Source organism: Actinomadura monticuli, from assembly GCF_041463655.1.
Taxonomy (GTDB): Bacteria; Actinomycetota; Actinomycetes; order Streptosporangiales; family Streptosporangiaceae; genus Spirillospora; species Spirillospora monticuli.
Genome location: NZ_JAXCEI010000035.1, coordinates 1 through 19,327, shown reverse-complemented (window position 1 = coordinate 19,327; position 19,327 = coordinate 1). Strand labels below are relative to the sequence as shown.

16 protein-coding genes and 1 pseudogene are annotated in these 19,327 nt (G+C 67.7%); 11 read left to right on the top strand and 6 right to left on the bottom strand.

What is annotated here, in order from left to right:
• Positions 1-112: 112 nt before the first annotated feature.
• Positions 113-1,156, bottom strand: a complete 1,044-nt coding sequence (locus SM611_RS37360) for an alcohol dehydrogenase catalytic domain-containing protein (protein ID WP_371955143.1) — start codon at positions 1,154-1,156, stop codon at positions 113-115.
• Between the two features lie 203 nt (positions 1,157-1,359).
• Here SM611_RS37360 and SM611_RS37355 point away from each other — a divergent pair, with 203 nt between their 5' ends.
• The 3 genes from SM611_RS37355 to SM611_RS37345 all read left to right on the top strand — a co-directional run bounded on the left by SM611_RS37355 (position 1,360) and on the right by SM611_RS37345 (position 4,236).
• Positions 1,360-2,256 carry a helix-turn-helix transcriptional regulator gene (locus SM611_RS37355; RefSeq protein WP_371955142.1) on the top strand — a complete coding sequence of 299 codons (897 nt, stop codon included), beginning with the start codon at positions 1,360-1,362 and terminating at the stop codon, positions 2,254-2,256.
• 346 nt (positions 2,257-2,602) lie between these two features.
• Entirely contained in the window at positions 2,603-3,421 is an 819-nt protein-coding gene (locus tag SM611_RS37350; protein ID WP_371955141.1) for a hypothetical protein, read from the top strand.
• Positions 3,422-3,774: 353 nt separating this feature from the next.
• Positions 3,775-4,236 carry a hypothetical protein gene (locus SM611_RS37345; RefSeq protein WP_371955140.1) on the top strand — a complete coding sequence of 154 codons (462 nt, stop codon included), beginning with the start codon at positions 3,775-3,777 and terminating at the stop codon, positions 4,234-4,236.
• 333 nt (positions 4,237-4,569) lie between these two features.
• Here SM611_RS37345 and SM611_RS37340 read toward each other — a convergent pair whose 3' ends face one another.
• Together SM611_RS37340 and SM611_RS37335 are read right to left on the bottom strand one after the other, a co-directional pair.
• A complete protein-coding gene (locus tag SM611_RS37340; protein ID WP_371955139.1) occupies positions 4,570-4,899 on the bottom strand; it encodes a helix-turn-helix domain-containing protein in 330 nt (109 codons plus the stop codon).
• On the bottom strand, positions 4,896-5,270 hold the full coding sequence (locus SM611_RS37335) for a type II toxin-antitoxin system RelE/ParE family toxin (RefSeq protein ID WP_371955138.1): 375 nt from the start codon (positions 5,268-5,270) through the stop codon (positions 4,896-4,898). The genes SM611_RS37340 and SM611_RS37335 overlap by 4 nt, the downstream gene beginning before the upstream one ends.
• Positions 5,271-5,880: 610 nt before the next feature.
• On the opposite strand from SM611_RS37335, the gene SM611_RS37330 reads away from it, so the two are divergent.
• Positions 5,881-6,597: a tyrosine-type recombinase/integrase gene (locus SM611_RS37330; protein WP_371955144.1), complete on the top strand. Its 717-nt coding sequence runs from the start codon at positions 5,881-5,883 to the stop codon at positions 6,595-6,597.
• Positions 6,598-6,681: 84 nt separating this feature from the next.
• Here SM611_RS37330 and SM611_RS37325 read toward each other — a convergent pair whose 3' ends face one another.
• Entirely contained in the window at positions 6,682-7,167 is a 486-nt protein-coding gene (locus tag SM611_RS37325; protein WP_371955137.1) for a DinB family protein, read from the bottom strand.
• A gap of 250 nt (positions 7,168-7,417) precedes the next feature.
• On the opposite strand from SM611_RS37325, the pseudogene SM611_RS37320 reads away from it, so the two are divergent.
• From SM611_RS37320 to SM611_RS37300, 5 genes and pseudogenes are all read left to right on the top strand, one after another.
• Positions 7,418-7,970: pseudogene (locus tag SM611_RS37320) on the top strand (transposase); the annotation flags it as partial.
• Positions 7,971-8,287: 317 nt separating this feature from the next.
• Positions 8,288-8,641 (top strand): CU044_2847 family protein, encoded by a 354-nt coding sequence (locus SM611_RS37315; protein WP_371955136.1) that lies wholly within the window; start codon positions 8,288-8,290, stop codon positions 8,639-8,641.
• Positions 8,604-10,421 carry a VMAP-C domain-containing protein gene (locus tag SM611_RS37310; protein ID WP_371955135.1) on the top strand — a complete coding sequence of 606 codons (1,818 nt, stop codon included), beginning with the start codon at positions 8,604-8,606 and terminating at the stop codon, positions 10,419-10,421. The genes SM611_RS37315 and SM611_RS37310 overlap by 38 nt, the downstream gene beginning before the upstream one ends.
• Before the next feature lie 7 nt (positions 10,422-10,428).
• Positions 10,429-11,418 carry an AAA family ATPase gene (locus tag SM611_RS37305; protein WP_371955134.1) on the top strand — a complete coding sequence of 330 codons (990 nt, stop codon included), beginning with the start codon at positions 10,429-10,431 and terminating at the stop codon, positions 11,416-11,418.
• Between the two features lie 2 nt (positions 11,419-11,420).
• Positions 11,421-15,431, top strand: a complete 4,011-nt coding sequence (locus SM611_RS37300; protein ID WP_371955133.1) for an SAV_2336 N-terminal domain-related protein — start codon at positions 11,421-11,423, stop codon at positions 15,429-15,431.
• Positions 15,432-16,025: 594 nt separating this feature from the next.
• Here the strand turns inward: SM611_RS37300 and SM611_RS37295 are convergent.
• On the bottom strand, positions 16,026-16,688 hold the full coding sequence (locus tag SM611_RS37295) for a hypothetical protein (protein WP_371955132.1): 663 nt from the start codon (positions 16,686-16,688) through the stop codon (positions 16,026-16,028).
• A gap of 205 nt (positions 16,689-16,893) precedes the next feature.
• Between SM611_RS37295 and SM611_RS37290 the strand changes: the two genes are divergently transcribed.
• Together SM611_RS37290 and SM611_RS37285 are read left to right on the top strand one after the other, a co-directional pair.
• Positions 16,894-17,319 (top strand): transposase, encoded by a 426-nt coding sequence (locus SM611_RS37290; protein ID WP_371955131.1) that lies wholly within the window; start codon positions 16,894-16,896, stop codon positions 17,317-17,319.
• Positions 17,320-17,423: 104 nt separating this feature from the next.
• The gene (locus SM611_RS37285) at positions 17,424-18,800 is read left to right on the top strand and encodes a PIN-like domain-containing protein (RefSeq protein ID WP_371955130.1); all 1,377 of its coding nucleotides are present in this window, start codon (positions 17,424-17,426) and stop codon (positions 18,798-18,800) included.
• 231 nt (positions 18,801-19,031) lie between these two features.
• Here the strand turns inward: SM611_RS37285 and SM611_RS37280 are convergent.
• Positions 19,032-19,327: DUF6985 domain-containing protein (locus SM611_RS37280; RefSeq protein ID WP_371955129.1), on the bottom strand; the 296-nt coding region annotated here is incomplete at its 5' end.

Here is a 19,327-nt window from a genome sequence, read left to right as displayed (position 1 = left end):
TGAGTGCACACGAGCACCTCCCGGCCGGGGACGACAGATCCCGTGGAAGACACGAAGTCAGTCAGGGCTTGGGTCAGACCCCGTCGGGAGGTGCTCACCTACATCATCTCTGTCAGGGCTTGATGAGGACCTTGAGGCTCCTGCGGTCCGCCATGTCCTGATAGCCGGACGGGACGCCGTCCAGGCCGGTCGCGGCGTCGAACACCTTGCCCGGTTCGACGGTGCCGTCCAGGACGTCGGGCATCAGTTCTTCGATGTAGGCCCGGACCGGCGCGGGCCCGCCGGCCAGGCGGATGCTGCGGCGGAAGAGGCTGCCGAAGCCGATCGGCGCGTCCTCGTACTGCGGGACGCCGACGCGGCTGATGACGCCGCCCGAGCGGACGACGCCGAGGGCCTGCCGGTAGGCGGGCCTGGTGCCGACGGCCTCCACGACCACGTGCGTGCCGTGCCCGCCGGTGAGTTCGCGCACCGCCTCGATGCCTTCCCCACCGCGCGCGGCCACGACGTCGGTGGCGCCGAACTCGCGGCCGAGACCGGTGCGGGCCCGGTGACGCCCCATCAGGATGATCTGCTCGGCGCCCAGGCGCCTGGCCGCCAGGACGGCCAGCAGGCCGACGGCGCCGTCACCGATCACGGTGACGCGGGTGGACGGATTGACGCCGCCGGCCACGGCCGCGTGGTGGCCGGTGCCGAACACGTCCGAGAGCGTCAGCAGGGACGGCAGGAGGGCCGAGTCCGCTTCGACGGGCAGTCTGACCAGGTTGCCGTCGGCGAGCGGGACGCGGATCGCCTCGGCCTGACCGCCCTCGGACGACGGGCCGCCCCAGAAGCCCGCCTGCGGATGGGTGCAGGACGTGTGCAGGCCCTCGCGGCAGAACTGGCAGGTGTTGTCAGCGATGGCGAACGGCGCCACGACCAGGTCCCCCCGCTTGAGCCTGGCCACCTGCGAACCGGTGTCCTCGACGACGCCGATGAATTCGTGCCCCATCCGGGCGGGCCCCTCCTCCGGCTTCATCGAACCGTAGCGCCACAGATCGGTACCGCAGATGCAGGACGCGGTGATGCGGACCAGCGCGTCGGTGGGCAACGCGATGACCGAGTCCGGAACCTGCTCGACACGGACGTCGCCGGCACCGTACATGAGGGTTGCGCGCATCAGGAGTGCTCCGTCTCAGCTGGAAGTTCTCTCAGGTGGTGGCGGCACCCCGTACCGTGCCCCGGGCTGGTCGGGGTGCCTCGACGCTGCGTCCAACGTGCTGACCCCAGCGAACCCGCCGGGCCGCACGCGAGGCAGAGCGCGTTCATGGGGGGACAAGCTCAACCCCCTTACCGCCGCCCCCCGCACGTACCGTTGTGGGCATGGACGACCGTCCCGACCACCGCGCCCAGATCCGGGACTTCCTCACCACCCGGCGCGCCAAGCTCACCCCCGAGCAGGTCGGGCTGCCCACCAGCGGCCGGCGCCGGGTCCCCGGACTGCGCCGCGAAGAGGTCGCCGTGCTGGCCGGAGTGAGCACCGAGTGGTACACCCGGCTGGAAAAGGGCCACATCGGCGGCGTATCGGAGGAGGTACTCGACGCGGTGGCCCAGGCTCTGCGCCTGGACCAGGACGAACGCGCCTACCTGTTCGACCTCGCCCGAGCCGCCCGGCCCGCCCGCCGCACCCCCTCGCGCCGCAGGGACGTCCAGATCCCGCCGCGGGTCCAGTGGCTGCTGGACTCCATGACGATGTCGGCGGCGTTCGTGCGCAACGGCCGCCAGGACGTCGTCGCCCACAACGCGCTCGCCCGGACCTTGCTCGCCCCGGTCTTCGACAGCCCCACCACCGCCGAACACGGCCGCGCCAACCTCGCCCGCTACATCTTCCTCGATCCCGGCTCGCAGCAGTTCTTCGCCGACTGGGACGCCGCCACCGTCGTCGCCGCCGCGCTGCTGCGCGCCGAGGCCGGACGCGAGCCCCATGACCGGGCCCTGCGCGACCTCATCGGTGAACTGTCCACGCTCAGCACCGAGTTCCGCAGCCGGTGGGCCGTCCACGACGTGCGCCTCAGCCACCACGGGGGCAAGCGGCTGTGGCACCCGCAGGTCGGCGACCTGGACCTGACCTACCAGTCCCTCGACCTGCCCACGTCCAACCGGACGGCGCACCTCACCATCTACACCGCCGAACCGGGCAGCACCTCCGAAGACCGCATCAAGCTCCTGACCAGCCTGGCGGCCACCCAGCCGACACCCCCCACCAGCCACCCGCGGTGAGGCCGTTCTGAGGAACTCTCGGCCTTGAGGTGTTCCGCATTGAAGGCTGTTCCGCGTGAAGAGGAACAGTTCGTTTAGCGGAACAGCGCTTCCGCACGCCCTTGAGCGGGAGCTTCGTTCCGTGTTGCCGCCAGGTTGGGACTTGGGGCTGGTGCGTGAGCCGAAGGGGAGCGGGCCCGTGCGTATGGACCTGCTACTCGAGGTCCGAGCCCCTGACCGGGTCGGCGGTCGGATCCTCGTAGAGACCGAGCCGAACGTGGAGCCTCGCGACGTCCCTGCGGTTCTCCGTCAACTCGACCGGTACATGCAGATCGACGCCCCGGGAGCAGGTGGCCAGGGGCGTCTGGTGGCGGCCCCGTACCTGTCCCCGCGCGCCCGCGAGCTGCTCGCCGAGGCCGGGGCGGGTTGGTACGACTCCACCGGCAACATGCGGGTTCGATTGGACCGGCCGGGCCTGTTCGTGGAGCGCCGGGGAGCCGATCGCGATCCGTACAGCGACGCGAAGGACCGGCGGCTTCGGTCCCTGCGGGGCCGAGGCGCGGCACGTGTCATCCGTTCGCTGCTCGATGACCGCGGTCCCATCGGAGTGCGGGAACTGGCCGCACGGGCGGAGGTCGGCGCGGCGACCGGCTCGCGGGTGCTCGAACTCCTCGTCCGCGAGGACCTGATCGAACGGAGCGGCGAAGGCGCGGTGGTCGCGGTGCGCAAGCGGTCGCTCGTGCACCGGTGGACGCAGGACTACAGGCTGACGACCACCAATAACGCCGTCCCGGTACTCGCGCCCAGAGGCATCGACCGGGTGCTCCGAGACCTTGCGGACTACCGACGGCCGTACGCGCTGACCGGAGCGGCGGCACTGCGCGCGCACCTGCCTCCGGACGCCGTCGCCGTGGCGCCGCTCGCGCTGCTCGCGGTGTTCGTCGACGACGCCGTGGCCGCCCAGCAGGAGCTGAAACTGCGGCCGGCGGACCGCGGCTCCAACGTGCTGCTCATCGAACCGTTCGACCAGGTCGTCTACCGCGAATCCACCGTGCGCGACCGCCTCCGTCACGTCAGCCCCGGCCAGACGGCCGCCGATCTGCTCACCGACCCCGGACGTTCCCCGGAAGAGGGCCGGCAGCTCATGGACTTTCTCGCGACCAAGGACAAGGAATGGGCTCATTGAACCAAGACCGCCCTCCGAAGGAGTACATCCTCGCCCGCGGAGTCCTGCTCGATGCGCTCGACGCGTTGGGCGCACACCGTGAGGCCATCGTCCTGGTGGGCGCTCAAGCGGTGTACCTGCACCCGGGAACGCCGACCTGGCGGTCGCCCCCACCACCACGGACGCCGACATCGCCCTGGCTCCGAACCGCCTGCGAGACGAACCCCTCCTCGAAGACGCACTGCGCACGGCCGGATTCCTCCCGGGCTCCAACCCCGGATCGTGGGTCGGCGCGCACGGGGTCGCCGTCGACCTGATGGTGCCCGAAGCGCTCAGCGGCTCCGGCGGTCGTCGCGGCGCCCGCCTGCCGGTCCATGGCAACCGGGTCGCCCCGCCGGACCGCCGGACTCGAAGCGGCCCTGGTGGACTTCGAGGAACACGAACTGTCCGCACTCAACGACGCCGATACGCGAACCTTTGCGGTACGAGTCGCCGGCCCGGCGGCACTCCTGATCGCCAAGGTGATCAAAATCGAGGAACGGCGCAGCCAAGCCCGCCTCCGGCCCAAGGACGGGCTCGACATTCTCCGCCTGCTCCAAACCACCGACACCGACCCCCTCGCCCGGCGCCTCGCAGACCTCGCCGCCCACCCGCTCTCCCAGGAGACCACGCACCAGGCCGTCCACGCGCTCCGCGACCACGGAACCGACCCGGACGGCCCCCTCGCCACCCTGGCCGCCCAGGCCGTCGGAGTCCTGGAAGATCCCTCTACGGTCATTGGTTCACTCATCGCCCTCACCGAGGACCTGCTCACCGCCTACGACAGCCTGGCCTAGCAGGTCCCGACGGCGGTCTGGGCGCCGAACCGCAAGTCGAGAAAGCTGACGCCCGACCGAACCGGCGGAGGCACGGACTCGTCTTCCCGTCCCGCGTCCGGCATATCGAACCCGGACAAGCCACGTGAGAGAGGAAAGCCGACCAAGTTCTTACTGGTCAGAGGTGGTGTGGTGGGCAGGGGCGGGGTCGAACCGCCGACTTTCCGCTTTTCAGAAGTAGCAACCGCCCTGCTGCCACCCCGTCCACCGAGGTCAGACGGTGCTCAATGTGCGCCCGTGGTGCTGGTTGGTTGCTGACGTTGCCGTCAGGGTTGCCGTCACCGGTCGAAGTCGTCAGGCGACCTTGATCGAGTGAGGGCCGACGCTGACGGTGATGTCGACGTGCCCGCCGAGCGCGGTGGCGTAGGCGCGGAGCGTCTCCAGTTCCATGGCTTCAAGGTTGCCGTTTTCGATCTGGGAGACGCGAGACTGTGAGACCCCCAGGATCTGGGCGACCTCGGCTTGCGTCTTGCCGATGGCCTTGCGGAGCTCTTTGAGGTGGTGGCCGGCGACGTAGGCGTCCAACTTGGCGCGAGCCTTGGCCTGGCGCTCGGGGTCGGCCAGTTCAGGGTTGCGGCGGTGTGCTTCGGCCTTGATGTCCTGCCAGCGGCGTCCGGTACTCATCGTCCGCCCTCCTTATCCTTCGCTGCCCGGTACTCGGCGTAGCGGGCTTCGGCCAGTGGGATCGCCTCGTCGTACCAGCGTGACCACTGCCCGGCCTTGTCTCCGGCCACCAGGAAGATCGCTGCACGGTCCGGGTCGAAGACGAACAGCATGCGGATCTCCGATCGTCCTCGGCTGCCGGGCCGCAGCTCCTTGAGGTTGCGCAGCTCGCTGTGTTCCAGGGTGTCGACCAGCGGCCGCCCCAGCGTCGGTCCGACCTCGGCCAACCTGTCGATGGCCTGCGCGATCAGGGCAGCTGTGTCCAGCTCGGATTCACACAGCTTGAGGAACCAGCTCTCGACCGGTTCGAGAAGGATGACATCCCAGGGCACCCCACCAATATAACCTCTAGCTCATACTGCAGAGAGCTGACCGTCCGCTTCCTGGTGACGTCCGTTGCCGTCAAACGCCAACGCCCCGGGCCTCATGGCTCCGGGGCGTTCGTACTGGTCATTTGTGGTGGGCAGGGGCGGGGTCGAACCGCCGACCTTCCGCTTTTCAGGTCACAGCGTCTGAGCGCTGTACTGACCTGCGAAAACCCAGGTCGCTCACGAGCGAGAAGCCGATAAGCGGATTGTGTTCCCCGGCAACCTACCACGCTGCGCTACACAGTAGCTACCCGCTGCATGCCGCGGTCGAACCTCCCCGCGCAACTGCCCGCGCCGTCCACATCAGGCCCGTCACATACGGTCACACCGGCTCCGAAGTACCTTCGTACGGTCCTTCGACCTTGAGGGCGGGCTTCTTGTAGCTCACGATCTTGCCCCCCATGGGGCCGCGCTTGGGAGTGAACGTGATCGTTCCAGTCTGAGGGTGCACACTGCCGGCCCGCTGACGCCGTCAAGGTCGCTCACGTACTCGTACAGCATGCGGAGCAGGTCCCAACTGCCCGACCGCATTTGGAACCTGCTGAGGCCGGGCGCGTCGAGCATACGGAAGGTGATGCTGGTGTCGGGCCTGGGACCCCGACCAGCCTTGGCCCGGTCCTTCCGGTCCGCCAGCGACTCAGGGCATCCGCACGGTTCACCCTTCCGATCGTCGGCCAAGAACTCCGTGCCGTCCGACCATGTCCGCCGCCCCAACGTCCCACCCGAATCGCCCACGCTCGGGTTATCCCATCTGCAGTTCGAGGCCCTGCTGTCGGCGGCGCGCGCCTCAGCCAACCCCAACGCCCTCGCGCTGGTGGCGGTGCTCGGGCTCCTCGGGTTGCGGATCTTCGAGGCCATCAGCGCCGACATCGACGACCTGGGCGAGGAACACGGCCACCGGGTCCTCCGCGTGGTCGGTAAGGGCACCCGGATCGCACTGATACCTGTTCCGCCGGCAGTCTGCAGAGCCATCGACCGGGCCTCCGAGGCCCGGAGGGCCGGGCCGATCCTGCTCAATACTCGCGGGGTCCGGATGGATCGGCACGCCGCCACCCGCCGTCTGCGCCGGCTCGCGGCCGAATCCGTCGTCCGGTTGCCGCGGATGCACCCGCACATGCTCCGCCACACCTTCGTGACCGCCATGCCCGACGCCGGCGTCGATCTCCGCGACTTACAGATCGCCGCACGCCACGCAGACCCGCGCACCACCATGCGCTACGACCGAGCCCGAAACAATCTCGGCCGCCACCCCAACTACATCCTCGCGGCCTACATGGCCTCCGGCACGTGAAGCAGGGCCGCAGGCGAAATCGCGCTGCTCTCCCGAATTGAAGATGTCGCCGAGCCTGCACAACGTCGGTCGAGCATAAGGAAGCTATCGAGGCCCGAGCCCGGTTTTTCCATCGAGCAGCTCGCGCACGATGTCGAGGTGACCCGCATGGCGTGCGGTCTCCTCGATCATGTGAAGGACGATCCGGCGCAGATCGGTGACCTCGTCTCCGAGCGGACCCGGGTGACGTGCCACAGGGGGTGTAGATAGTGGCGTAGAGGCTATGACGGCGTTGGACAGCTCGCACTGGGCACGGTAGAACGCAATCACCTCAGAGGATGATCGCGGAGTGGTCAGTGGACCGTGGTCGTCGTCGGGCCAGGCCAGCGGCTCGGTGGAGCCTGTGGCGATTTCCTGAAACCAGTGCCTCTCGGCGTAGCCGAGGTGTTCCACCAGACCCAGAGGTGTCCACCCCGAAGACAGAACGGCGGTTGCCAGGGCTTCGACGTCAAGGCCGTCGATGATCGCCAGAACGCTGGCGCGTTGTGCATCCAGGAACAGCAACAGGGCGTGCTTCTCGTCGTCGTCCACCCGGACCTCGTCCATTCTGGTCAAGTGAGCGAACCTTGCGCAGGACCGCTTTCAGCGAGTGTCGGATGTTAGCAACCGGGACAGACATTCTTCGCGTACCTGCCTGGCAGGACGAGCGGCAGTGCCGGGCGTCTGTGGCCCGCCGGGATCAGCCGAGTGGTGCTCGGGCCGCGATCGCCGCGGTAGCGCAGACGACGGCGGCCGGGCCTGCGCTGCCGGGTGTCCGCGGACGTGGAGGCCGTCGCCGCCGACTGCCGCGATCCTCGCCCTGCCCGAACACGTGTGGCAGTGCGCCTACGACGCCGACCCGCCGGCCCCGCCCCGGGGCGTGGGTGGCCGAGCTGACCGGCATGCTGGACCTGACGTCCTGGCCCAAGGGGATGCGGGTCATCGTCCGCCGCGAACGCCCCCACCCCGGCGCGCAACTGCGGTTCACCGACATCGACGGGCACCGCTTCACCTGCTTCGTCACCGGCACCCGGCCTGGAGGCAGGCACGGGCAGCTCGCCGACCTGGAACTAGGCCACCGCCGCCGCGCCCGCTGCGAAGACCGCATCCGCTGCGCTAAGGACACCGGCCTGCGCAACCTGCCCCTGCACGACGCCGCCGCCAACCAGATCTGGCTGGAGGTGGTCGCACTGGCCTCGGAACTCACCGCCTGGACCCAGATGCTCGCCCTGACCGGCCACCCCGCCCGCACCTGGGAACCCAAACGCCTGCGGCTGCGGATCTTCTCCGCCGCCGGACGCCTGACCCGCGGCGGCAGGCGACTCAGACTCCGCCTGAGCAGCCGCTGGCCCTAGACCGACCTGATCACCACCGCGATCACCCGCCTGCAGACACTGCCCGCACCCTGACCAGGAACAAGCCGTCCCATCAGCCCGGAAAGGAGACCCCCGGGCCCGTGGAACCCCGCCCACCCGACGCGACAGTCGGGCCCGACGAATGACCCGCCGCTGAGAACGAAGAATCGGTTGGGCCGCTCCGCGACCCAACCGACCTCACGAAAGATCGAGGCTAGCGGCCGGATGTGGTTGGGCGGGATCGTGTTTGCCCTTTTCGCTTGCCGTCGCCGACGTCCCCGGCAAGGCTTTGATCCGAGGATGGAAGGAAGTGGCGCGTGGACGAGAGCGGAACCGTCGAGTTGAAGCTTCCGGACGGCGGGAGTGTCCTGGTCCGGCCGGAGCGGGTGGACGACGGGACTGGAGGGGGCCCTTCCAACATCGGCCTCAAAGACGCCCTGTCGTTTTCGGCGGTGAGTTCCACGCTGCGCGGTGTGGCCGCCGAGGTGCACCGTGCGGTGAAGGCGGTGGAGCCGGACGTGGCGGAGGTCGAGTTCGGCTTCGAGATCGCCGTGAAGAACTCCAAGGTCATGTGCCTGCTCGTGGACGCGGAAAGCAAGGCGACCTTCAAGGTCCGCCTCGAATGGAACAAGAATGGCCGGTCGGAGGGGGGTGAACCCGCTGACAGGTGACGCGGCGATCGACGGCCGCACCGAGCTCGCGCGGCTGCTGGACGCTTGCGTCGTGCTGTTCTCCGGAGACGAGGTGCGCGGCAGCGGTGTCCTGGTGGCTCCCCGAACGGTTCTCACATGTGCTCATGTGGTCGCGCGGTACGGCAACGATTCGGCGCAGGCCGTCCAACGAACCGAATTCCAGTGGCGAGGCGCGGTCTATTCGGGGACGGTGCGCGCCGTTCCCGATCAGCACCGAGGCCGCGGTCTGTGGGGTTATCCCGATCTCGCACTGGTCACAGCCGACGCGCTGCCCGACGATCACCCTTATGCCTGGCTAGGCACAGGTTTTCCCCGCGATCACACGAGTCTTTACGCGACGGGCTTCAAGGCGACGTACGGTGAGGGCGACATGGAACTCGGCGGCACCTGGGTGAAGTACGACTCGCCGCACGACGTCTTCGGGCGCCCCATGCTGTCCCTGTCCCAGGGTGAGCTCGCGTCGGGGATGTCCGGCGGGCCCCTCCTGGATCCCGCGACCGGTGCCGTCTGCGGAATCCTGACCACGTCCCGTAAGGAGGGATGGTCGCAGGGCGGGCTTGGTACGCCGATCGAGGCGGTGTGGGAGGCGTTCGGGGACATCTGCGAGTCAGGTCAGCCTCCGCAGAATGCCCGCTGGCGTTCCTTACGCAACGGCATCCTGAGACGGGAGGAACTGGTGAAGTCGGCGCGCGATTCGCTCGTGGCCCTTCTCACCGACAGCCCGCTCAGCCTGTACGCGCTGTACGACAGGGTTTTCGACGGGCTCCGGCTCCCGCCCGACAATGATCTGCGCACCCCGGAGGACCTCATCCGCGAAGTCGCGGACTCGGTGCCTGTCCCGGGGCGGCCGGATCCGCTGACGCGGTTGCGCGCCGAGGCGAAGGCGTCGGCCGTGCGGCCCCCGGCCCCGCGCAGCGCCCGGATCGAGATCCACCTCGTGCCCGCCGGGCACGACGCACGCAGGCTGCTGCTGTCGGTGTGGACGTACCAGAGGCAGGAGCGCGTCCCGGTGATGGAGCACTGCGCCGACGGGGCGATGCCGGTGGAGGACGTGCGGGAGGGGCTGCGCTCGGTGCTGCGAGACGTCCTGCGCAGGCTCGTCAGCGGGCACGGCCCGGCCGTCGAGGACCTCGTCGTCGAGTTCGTCATGCCGTTCGAGATGCTCGGCGACCGCGACGGCCGCGACGCGGTCGACGAATGGTATATCGACAAGCCGCACAAATCTCTCGGCGTGCAGTTTCCCGTCATCGTCCGGACCCGTGATCGCCCCTACGATGCGCTGGTGCATCTCCGCCGGAGGTGGCGCAGCCTCCAGTCGTCGGCGCCCGTCCTGTACTGGGCGGACTGCCAGGCCGAGAAGAGCATGGCGGAGTTCTACGGCTCGTTCCAGAATTCCGAGCCGTGCACCATGGTCATGATCGGCTACCGGCCGGGCGAGGGGCGGCGCCGTCAGGTGCTGGAGGCCGCCTACGATGCCGGGCTGCCCGTGGCGGTATGGCGTCGCCGACCCTGCGACGGGTCCGCGGCAAGCACATGCGGCCGGAACGGGACATGCGCGGCGGAGACGTTCCAGCGTGCGGTGGAGGCCAGGCTCGCCGGACGCCCGCTGGCCGAACTCCCCGCCCTGATCCGGACGCTCCGTGCGGAAGCGCAGACCCAGGGACGCGACACCGAGCACTGCGGCCGGGGCCTCAGCGTGCTCCTGGACGACCCGACCCGGCCCGACCCCGACAGCGCGGCGCTGTCCAACCCGCAGTGAGGCACCCATGAGCGACTGGCGGATCTACCAGGGGACGAGAACCCCGCATGACGGCATCGACCGGTTGCCGCCGCCGCTGGCCTGGCGCCGCTTCGAGGGAGACCCGTCACCGGCGGACGCACCGGACCCCGCGTGGCGGCCCGGTGACCGGGACCGTGCCCGGTCCTTCCTGCCCGACCCGGCCACCATCGACCTGACCAACGCCGCCCTGTACCTGCGCCGCCCCCTGCTGGTCACGGGTCAGGCCGGGGTCGGCAAGTCCACCCTCGCCCTGTCGATCGCCTACGAGCTGGGTCTCGGGCCCATCCTGCGCTGGCCCATCACCAGCCGCTCCACCCTCAAGGAGGGGCTCTACACCTACGACGCCATCGGCCGGCTGCACGATGTGAACCTGAAGGAGGGGGCCGCGCAGTCGGACATCGGCCGCTACCTGACCCTCGGGCCGCTCGGCACGGCGCTGCTGCCCCGCGCCCGCCCGCGCGTGCTGCTCATCGACGAGATCGACAAGAGCGACATCGACCTCCCGAACGATCTGCTCACCATCTTCGAGGAGGGCGAGTTCGACGTCCCCGAACTGGTCCGCATCACCCAGGACCGGCCCGAAGTCCAGGTGACGACCGCCGACGGGACCGGCCGCGTCAGCGTCCGGAACGGGCGGGTCCGCTGCGCCGCGTTCCCGGTCATCGTCCTTACCAGCAACGGCGAGCGCGAGTTCCCGCCCGCTTTTCTACGCCGCTGCGTCCCGCTGGCGATCTCGCCGCCGACCCGCGAGCAGCTCGCCGAGATCGTCCACGCGCGGTTGGGTGCGGAAATGGTGGAGACGAGCGGCGACCTGCTCGACGCGTTCGTCGAACGGCAGCGGAACGGCCGCGAGCTGGCCACCGACCAGTTGCTCAATGCCGTCTACTTCCGGTTCGAGGCGGCGCGCGGCCAGGGGACCGGCGTCGAACAGGTCGCGGAGAAACTGATCGAGCACCTCCGGACCACGACGGACTGACCATGGCCTCCATCGAGGATCTCCTGACGGCGCTGGAGACGCTCGGCGTCCGGGCGACCGACCGGGAGATCTCGGAGACGTTGTGGCTGGCCCGGCACATGGGCACGGCGGCGTCCACTGCCGAGCCCGTCGAACGGCGGCCGGTGCCTCGTGTGCGTCCGGAGCCCGCAGCTGAGGCGGCGCCACCTCCGGCGCCGGTCCGCCAGCCTGCCGCGCCGTGGCCGCGGGAGCACCGCGTCTCGCTCCACCCCCCGGCGCCTGTGCGGGGGGACGCCGGGGCGGCGCAGGGTCGCGCCGTGCCCGCTCGCGCACCCGCCGTCGCGGCGCTGCCGCACGGGCTAGACGTCCTGCGGGCGCTGCGTCCGCTGAAGCGGCGGGTCCTCGCCGGCCACGACCTGGTACTGGACGAGGACGCGACCGCCGATCGCGTCGCCGACGAGAAGATCGTGATGCCGGTCCTCGTCCCGGAGCCGCGGCGCTGGCTGAGCCTCGCCCTGGTCGTCGACGCCGGACCCGCCATGGCCGTGTGGCGGTCACTGGTAAACGAGTTGTGCACACTGCTCGAACGCCTCGGCGCCTTCCACGACATCCGGCTGTGGTACCTGCGGCGCGCCCCCGGCGGCGGGCTCGGGCTGCACGTCGGCCTCGGGACGGGCGCGGCCGCGCGCAGCCCCAAGCAGATCGTCGACCCGTCCGGACGGCGGCTGATCCTCGTGGTCAGCGACTGCGTTGACGACATCTGGCGTGACGGCGAGGCGCTCAAGGTGCTCGACCTGTGGGGACGGCACGGCCCGCTGGCGCTGCTGCAGCCGTTCCCCCAACGACTCTGGAAACGTACCGGGCTGTCCGCCGTCCCGGTGCGGCTGCGCAGCGCCGAGGCGGGCGTGCCCAACCTCCGCCTCACCGTGGAGAGCCGTACCCGGCGGGCCGGCACCGCACTCGGTCAGGGCGTCCCCGTCCCCATCCTGGAGATAGAGCCGGAATGGCTCGGGCCCTGGGCGCGGCTCCTCACCGGTACCGCCCCGGGCGGCGTCGACGGCATGGTCGCTTGGACGCGTCCTGCCCCGCGGGACGACCTCCACGATGGGGAAGGCCTCACCACCGTCCCGGTGTCGGGAGATCGGGACGCTTCACCGGTCGAGCGGGTCACCGCGTTCCGCACTGCTTCGCCGCAGGCATACCGCCTTGCCGGGTACCTGTCGGCCGTCCCGCTGACGCTCCCCGTCATGCGCATGGTACAGCGGTTGATGCTCCCAGATAGCCGCCCGTCCCATCTCGCGGAAGTGTTCGACAGCGGGCTGCTCCACGTCGTCGGCGAACCGGCCGCCGCCCCGGAGGAGACCCGGTACGCCTTCGATGAAGGCGTCGCCGAGGTGTTGCAGGGGACTCTTCGCCGATCCGAAGCCGTCCAGATCGTTGAAGAGGTGAACGCGTTCATCACCGCACGGCTCGGTCAGTCCCGCACGACCGGCGCCCTTCTGACGTTGCCGGACGGGTCCGGCGATCAGGAGCTGGCGTCGTCTAACAAACCGTTCGCCGCCTTCTCCGCCGAGTTCCTGCAACGCCTGGGCGGTGATTACGCGGAACTGGCAGCTTCCTCACCGCCGAGGGACCACGAACCGGTCACATCGGCGTCTCCGCGGAGCGGCGGCAAGCCGTCCAGCCAGGGATGGGTCCGCGCACCGCGATCCTCGATCGAGCATGTGGACGCCGTGGTAGTCGGGTCCGGATTCGGTGGGTCGGTCGCCGCGTTCCGGCTCGCCGAGGCCGGGCAGTCGGTTGTCGTACTAGAGCGCGGCCGGCCGTACCCGCCCGGCGCTTTCCCCCGCTCGCCCGCCGAGATGGGACGCGCGTTCTGGGACCCCTCCGCCGGGCTCTACGGGATGTACGACGTATGGAATTTCAGAGGGTGTGACTCCATTGTGACGGCGGGCCTGGGCGGCGGCTCGCTGATCTACGCCAACGTCCTTCTGCGCAAGGACGAGCGCTGGTTCGTCAACGACCGGCCGTCCGGCGGGTACGACCCGTGGCCGGTGACCCGCGCCGACCTCGACCCGCATTACGACGCCGTCGAGCGGATGCTCGGCGCGACCCCGTACCCCCTCGGGGCCCCGCCGTTCGACGACACCCCCAAGGCGCATGGCATGCGGGACGCCGCCGCCGAACTCGGCCTGGAACACTTCCTACCGCCGCTGGCGGTGAGCTTCGCCCCGGAGCCCGGCGGCAGGCCGGGGCCGGGCCTTCCGATCATTGACCCCGAGTACGGCAACATTCACGGCGTTCCGCGACGCACATGCAGGCTCAAGGGCGCATGCAACATCGGTTGCAACGAGGGCGCGAAGAACACCCTGGACCACACCTATCTGTCCGCTGCCGCCTACCACGCCGCCGACATCCGCACCTCGCACGAGGTGAAGGCGATCCGGCCACGGCCGGGCGGCGGGTACGAGGTCGACTACGTCCACCACGACGACCTGGAGGCCAAGAGCCGCCGCCGGCCCGTGGTCACGATCTCCTGCGACCGGCTCATCCTCGGCGCCGGAACCTATGGGACGACGTTCCTGCTGCTCAGGTCGCGGAGGGAGTTCCCCGGTCTGAGCGAGGCGCTCGGCACACGGTTCAACGGCAACGGCGACCTGCTGACGTTCCTGATGCGCGCCACCGACCGCAACCGTGTCCGGCCGCTGAACGCCAGCCGCGGCCCCGTGGTCACCAGCGCGATCCGGTTGCCCGACGAACTGGACGGGGCGTCGACCGCGGGCCGGGGCGCCTACATCCAGGACGGCGGCTACCCCGCCTTCGCGGACTGGATCGTCGACGGCTTCGACGTCGGCAACGACCTCGAACGCGCGGTGAAGTTCCTGTGGGACCGGTTCACCGCGCTGTTCCGGGAGGCGCCCGACACCAACCTGTCCAAGGAGATCTCGGACCTCATCGGCGATGGCGCGCTCACGGTCAGCTCGCTGCCGCTGCTCGGCATGGGCCGCGACACCGCCGACGGGCGGCTGCGGCTGAAGGACGGCCGGCTCGCCGCGGACTGGACGGCCGATACCAGCGAGGAGCTGTTCAACCGCGTCCGCAAGACGATGCGGGGCATCGCGGACGTGCTCGGCGCCGACTACGCCGACAACCCGATGTGGTTCCGCAAGCGCATCATCACCATCCATCCGCTCGGCGGCGCCCCGATGGGCGCCCACCCGGGCGAGGGCGTCTGCGACGCCTTCGGCGAGGTGTTCGGGCACCCCGGCCTGTACATCGCCGACGGCGCGGCAATGCCCGGCCCAGTCGGCGCGAACCCGGCGCTAACCATCGCCGCGCACGCCGACCGCATGAGCACCCAGATCCTGGACAAGTCTCGCGTCCTTACCCGCCGACCGAGCGTTGAGAAGAACCGCCGGGATATGAGGGAGCCTCAACCTCCGCGGTCCGGCCGGACGTCCTTGTCGTTCGTCGAGGAGATGAAGGGCTTCATCACCTACGGGATCAGCAATCCGAGGGCCGGTGAGATCGCGGACGAACGTCGGTACCTGGCGTTCCGCCTCACCATCACCGCCGATGACGTCATGCGTTTCCTCGATGACCCCAGCTACCAAGCCCGGGCTGAAGGCTGGATCGACATTGGCCGACGATGGCCCGTCGAGCGAGGGACGTACCACGTGAGGGGTCCTTCGGAGAAGGATCCTCGTCGCCTGATGGGATACCGGTTGCATTTCAACCACGACGGCCGCCCGCGGACTCTGGCCGGCCACAAAGACGTCCCGCTCGGCCAGCCGACGCGGATCTGGCCTGAGACGTCCACCCTGTACGTGCGGATCCTTGAAGGGCACGTCTCAGAAGAGGAAGAGGATGCACCAGTTGTCGGGGCAGGTGTCCTGCATATAAGACTCACCGACTTCGCGCGTACTTTGACGACCTTCCGCTGCACCGGTCCTGATGGCGCCACGGCCCTGCCACGCATCGGCCGTCATCTGTTCGGAGATCTCTTCGAGGTCTACGGTCCCTCAAGAGCTTAAGTGCAGGGTCTTGGCGTGCCGGTCGCATGAATGTGCCCGTTCCAGTTCCAGCCTTCCTGCCCCTCTGGAGAAAGGTGAGCTGCCGCGGGTTTGATGAAGTGATGTACCTTGAGTTTTGTGGTGTGGGGATACCGGAATCTTATATGAGTGGTCGGACTGAGTGATGTCCCTCTATTCGATCGGGATCAGTCGACCTGAGCCGGTTGGCCATGTGGCGGCGACCGTGCCCGGTTACACTCCGCGACTGTCGGTGAGGTAGTCGGGCAAACCGTGGACATGGAGAACAACAGCAGTAGACGATCAGGTGGGGTGTATCGGCAGCGTTTCGGGCGCCGCGAACGGTGGGGGCGGCTGGTCAAGCAGGCTGGGGCGACTGGCCGCCTGAATCCCCCTGCCGCCAAGTAACCGGGCTTGGTTGGCGTCACATCACGCGTGGTCGGGGAGGCGCGGCTTCGGCTGGGCCACAAACACTCGCACATGCCGATGAGCGTGCGTTCGGTGCTCTGTATCGCTGAGACTTCAAAATGAGGTTCCCTGTAGCATGGTTAGCGTTCTGCGCTCGGCCGAAAGCCGGGTGGCTATTGTGGTCGCGCATCACGCGAGTCCAGTGATGGCGGGCTGATCCGACCCAACTTCCGCAAGAAGAAACCAGGGCTCGTAGGGGGCGCGACTGCAGGAGAGTGACAATCGCAGCGGCCCCTTCTCCTGCTCCTGCCACTGTGCTGAGTCCATCGCCATCCAGTGGCCGGGCTGAGTTCGGTGGAGCGAGAAAATGTCCCAGTTCTTGCCGGTCACACGCGAGTAGGGGCGCGGCTTGGTAGTACGGTTGTCGGAGACCTGAGCACTGGCGCCGGCGTTGAACTCCCATGGGCCCCACACGAACCGCGCAGCTTCCTCCGCCGTCACGTTCGTGGGGAGCCTGCCGCTGCAGTGATCTTTCCAGGCTTCGTTGACGATGCGGATCGTCACCTCGTCGAGATAGTCCAGCGTCGAGGGGCCGATGAGTTCGATCTTGAGATTGCCGTTGCGGGCCACACCGTTGATGTCTTCGGTGAGAGTGAGTCGGAACTGTGGTGTGAGTTCGCTACGACGGCGGCTGGCTTCGATGTCTCGGAGGTCGGTCGTGGCAACTGCCATCAGCCGGTTACTCCGATTGTTGAGGACGGCGGAACGCCATGCGCCGAGAGCGCCGATGCCGCCACCGATGCCTCCGAGCGAGGCGCCTACGGCGAGCGCGCCGGTCCAGAAAGAGTCCATAGACGGACACGGTAGCGATCTCAATCCCGCCTCGCAGCGATCCGCAAGTTGCGCTCGGCTTACCTTCCCAAGCGCTGGCAGTGCGTCGTTGGAATGAGAGCCAGTCAGCGGCGGACCGATGTTGCTGTGAAGCTAGGCATCGGCGGTGATAGGTGACGCCGCACAGCCCGCCGCTCAACGTAAGAGTTGATTGACCACCTCGAAAATGACCCGCCGGTTCGTTGAACGCACCGAACGCCTGGAACGGTTCTTCCTCCCGCCCTACTCACCCGAGCTCAATCCCGACGAATGGATGTGGAAGAATATCGATCACGACCGTGTTGGCCGCCAAGCCGTCCAGAGCCATGGCGAACTCCGGCTGTTCGCCACCGGCCGCCCTGCATCGGCTCCAGAATCTCCCCCGACTCGTGCTGTCCTTCTTCGCCGACCCGCACCTGGCCTACATCACCGCATGACGGACGAACGACCCCCAAGTCTGGAAACCCAAGATCTCCTTAGACCCTCGGGCTCAAGGAGATGGTCAGCCATCTCGCTCGAGCGAAGGGCCGATCGCCTGCGCGCAGTTCCGGCGCTGTCGACGCACCTCACGGCACGCGAAGCTTGCCGACCTGAGCACTCCTCAGACCGGTAAGGCACACTCAACCGCAGTGCGGCCCGTTTCTCGATCTACCCATGGTCGTAGAAAATGCGAGTCATTTTCGGGACGTTGCTTGGCTTATACGTTATAGTTGAGGCGTGACGAGCGCCAATGAATCCGCAAGAACTCCAGAGCTGACAAAAGACGACAAAGATCTCCGACATGACCAGAAATTTACTCACGTCGGAGATCCTCAGCCCGGTGGCTTGTTCGACGGCTTTGAGGCTTATCGCACGCCCACCAACGAAGACTATCGAGATGTCCTCACCGGCGGACTCGTGGTGGTTGACACTAATGTCTTACTCAACCTCTATAGATATAACGATCAGACGCGAGACGACCTGCTTGGGGTACTGCGAAGGCTAGATGAACGCCTGTGGGTGCCCCGGCAGGTCATGGAGGAGTTCTGGCGTAATCGCGAGGCTGCCCTGCGGGACCCGCGGGGTACCTCCACAACGATCGATGAGCTATCCGAGCATAAAGAGAGGACAATTAGAACATTCCAGACATGGGCCAATCGCGTGGGCTTGCCGAGCGATCGCAGGACGGAACTGGTGGGGGCTATTTCGGATGCCTTCGACCAGGTATGCGAAGGTGTAGCCGAGCTTACTGATGACGAAGCCGCCCAGTTCGCACGCAATACGAGTGCGGATCCGGTGATCGTTGGACTCGAACGCATTTTGCAGGGTCGTGTAGGCCCCGCTCTCAGTGACACGGACTACCAGGAAGCGCTCGCTGAGGCGAAACGGCGAGGCGACACCAAGCATCCACCGGGCTACAAGGACTCCGGAAAGGACCCGGAACTGGCGGCCGGTGACTATCTCGTGTGGGTGCAGCTCATCCGCGAGGCCACGCGGCGAGGCCATGATGTGCTGCTCGTTACCGGGGATGTAAAAGACGATTGGTGGAGAAGAGAACGAGGCGAGATCAGGGGCCCCCGCAGGGAGTTGGTCGACGAGCTACGGGTCAATGCGGGTGTGAGACTCTTCATGCTTCGCCCGGACAGTCTTATGGTGCAAGCGAGAAAGGCTCTCCAAGTTGAAGTTAGTGACGAATCGGTCGATGACATAGGGCGGGTGGACAGAGCTCTGGCCGATACGGCATATGGCGGCTGGACGACTGATGCGCTCGGCGAAATACTCGACTTGCTCGGAGCAGAGGGTCGGATGGAGCAGGCTGCGGCGATTATTCATGCTGCGAAAAATGACGGCTTCGTCAGCCGCGATGCGATCTATGCACTCGCGGGTTATGACGAGTCGCGGAGCTTGCGCGGATTCACGCGACCGATTACTCGCATTACCGGAATTTTTCGCGAGCAGGGGACTATATCAGCCTCCGCCGAGGACATTCTTACAGCCGACTATGACGATAGCGCAGGCAGTCCGGGGTTGGCGATTGGTTTCAGCATGCCGCAAAGCATAGTTCCGCTTGTCAGGAGCCTCGGCCGAGGCGTAGACAAAGCCCCTGAACCATAAAGAGCGATCCGCATCTCATAGGCACAAGACATCATCTTCTCTCATGCCCTCCGTAGCATTATACCCGTTGAACGGGCTCGGCTGTAACCGACCACCGCGGACGCGCAACGCTCATGCCGCTGCCCGGAAGTTGAACAGCGATCTCGTACCCATCGAGGCACTCCTCCAGGCGGGTGTGCCTTGGTTAGCGCCGTGTTGGGGTGTACGACGTGTCGATTCCCCTCGCGGCGGTCAACGGGAACTGTGGTACACGATCCCGTCGAGGGAGTCATCGCCCCAGGCGGCTGAGTTGGTCAGGTGACCATCGCAGGGGCCGATCTTGGTCACTGTACGGACATCCCTGAACACCATCTGCAGTCCATGCTCTTGCTCCCAGTCGCATTCGCACTCCAGTGAGGTTTTGCCGTGCGCCCAGCAGAACGGGAGGTGATGCCGCGTGAGCGGCTGATCTTGTTCGTAAGCTCGTCGTCGCTTGCCGGTGTGAGTCCGGTCCGGGTAGCTGCCAGGAGGCCCGGTAGCAGGCTGGC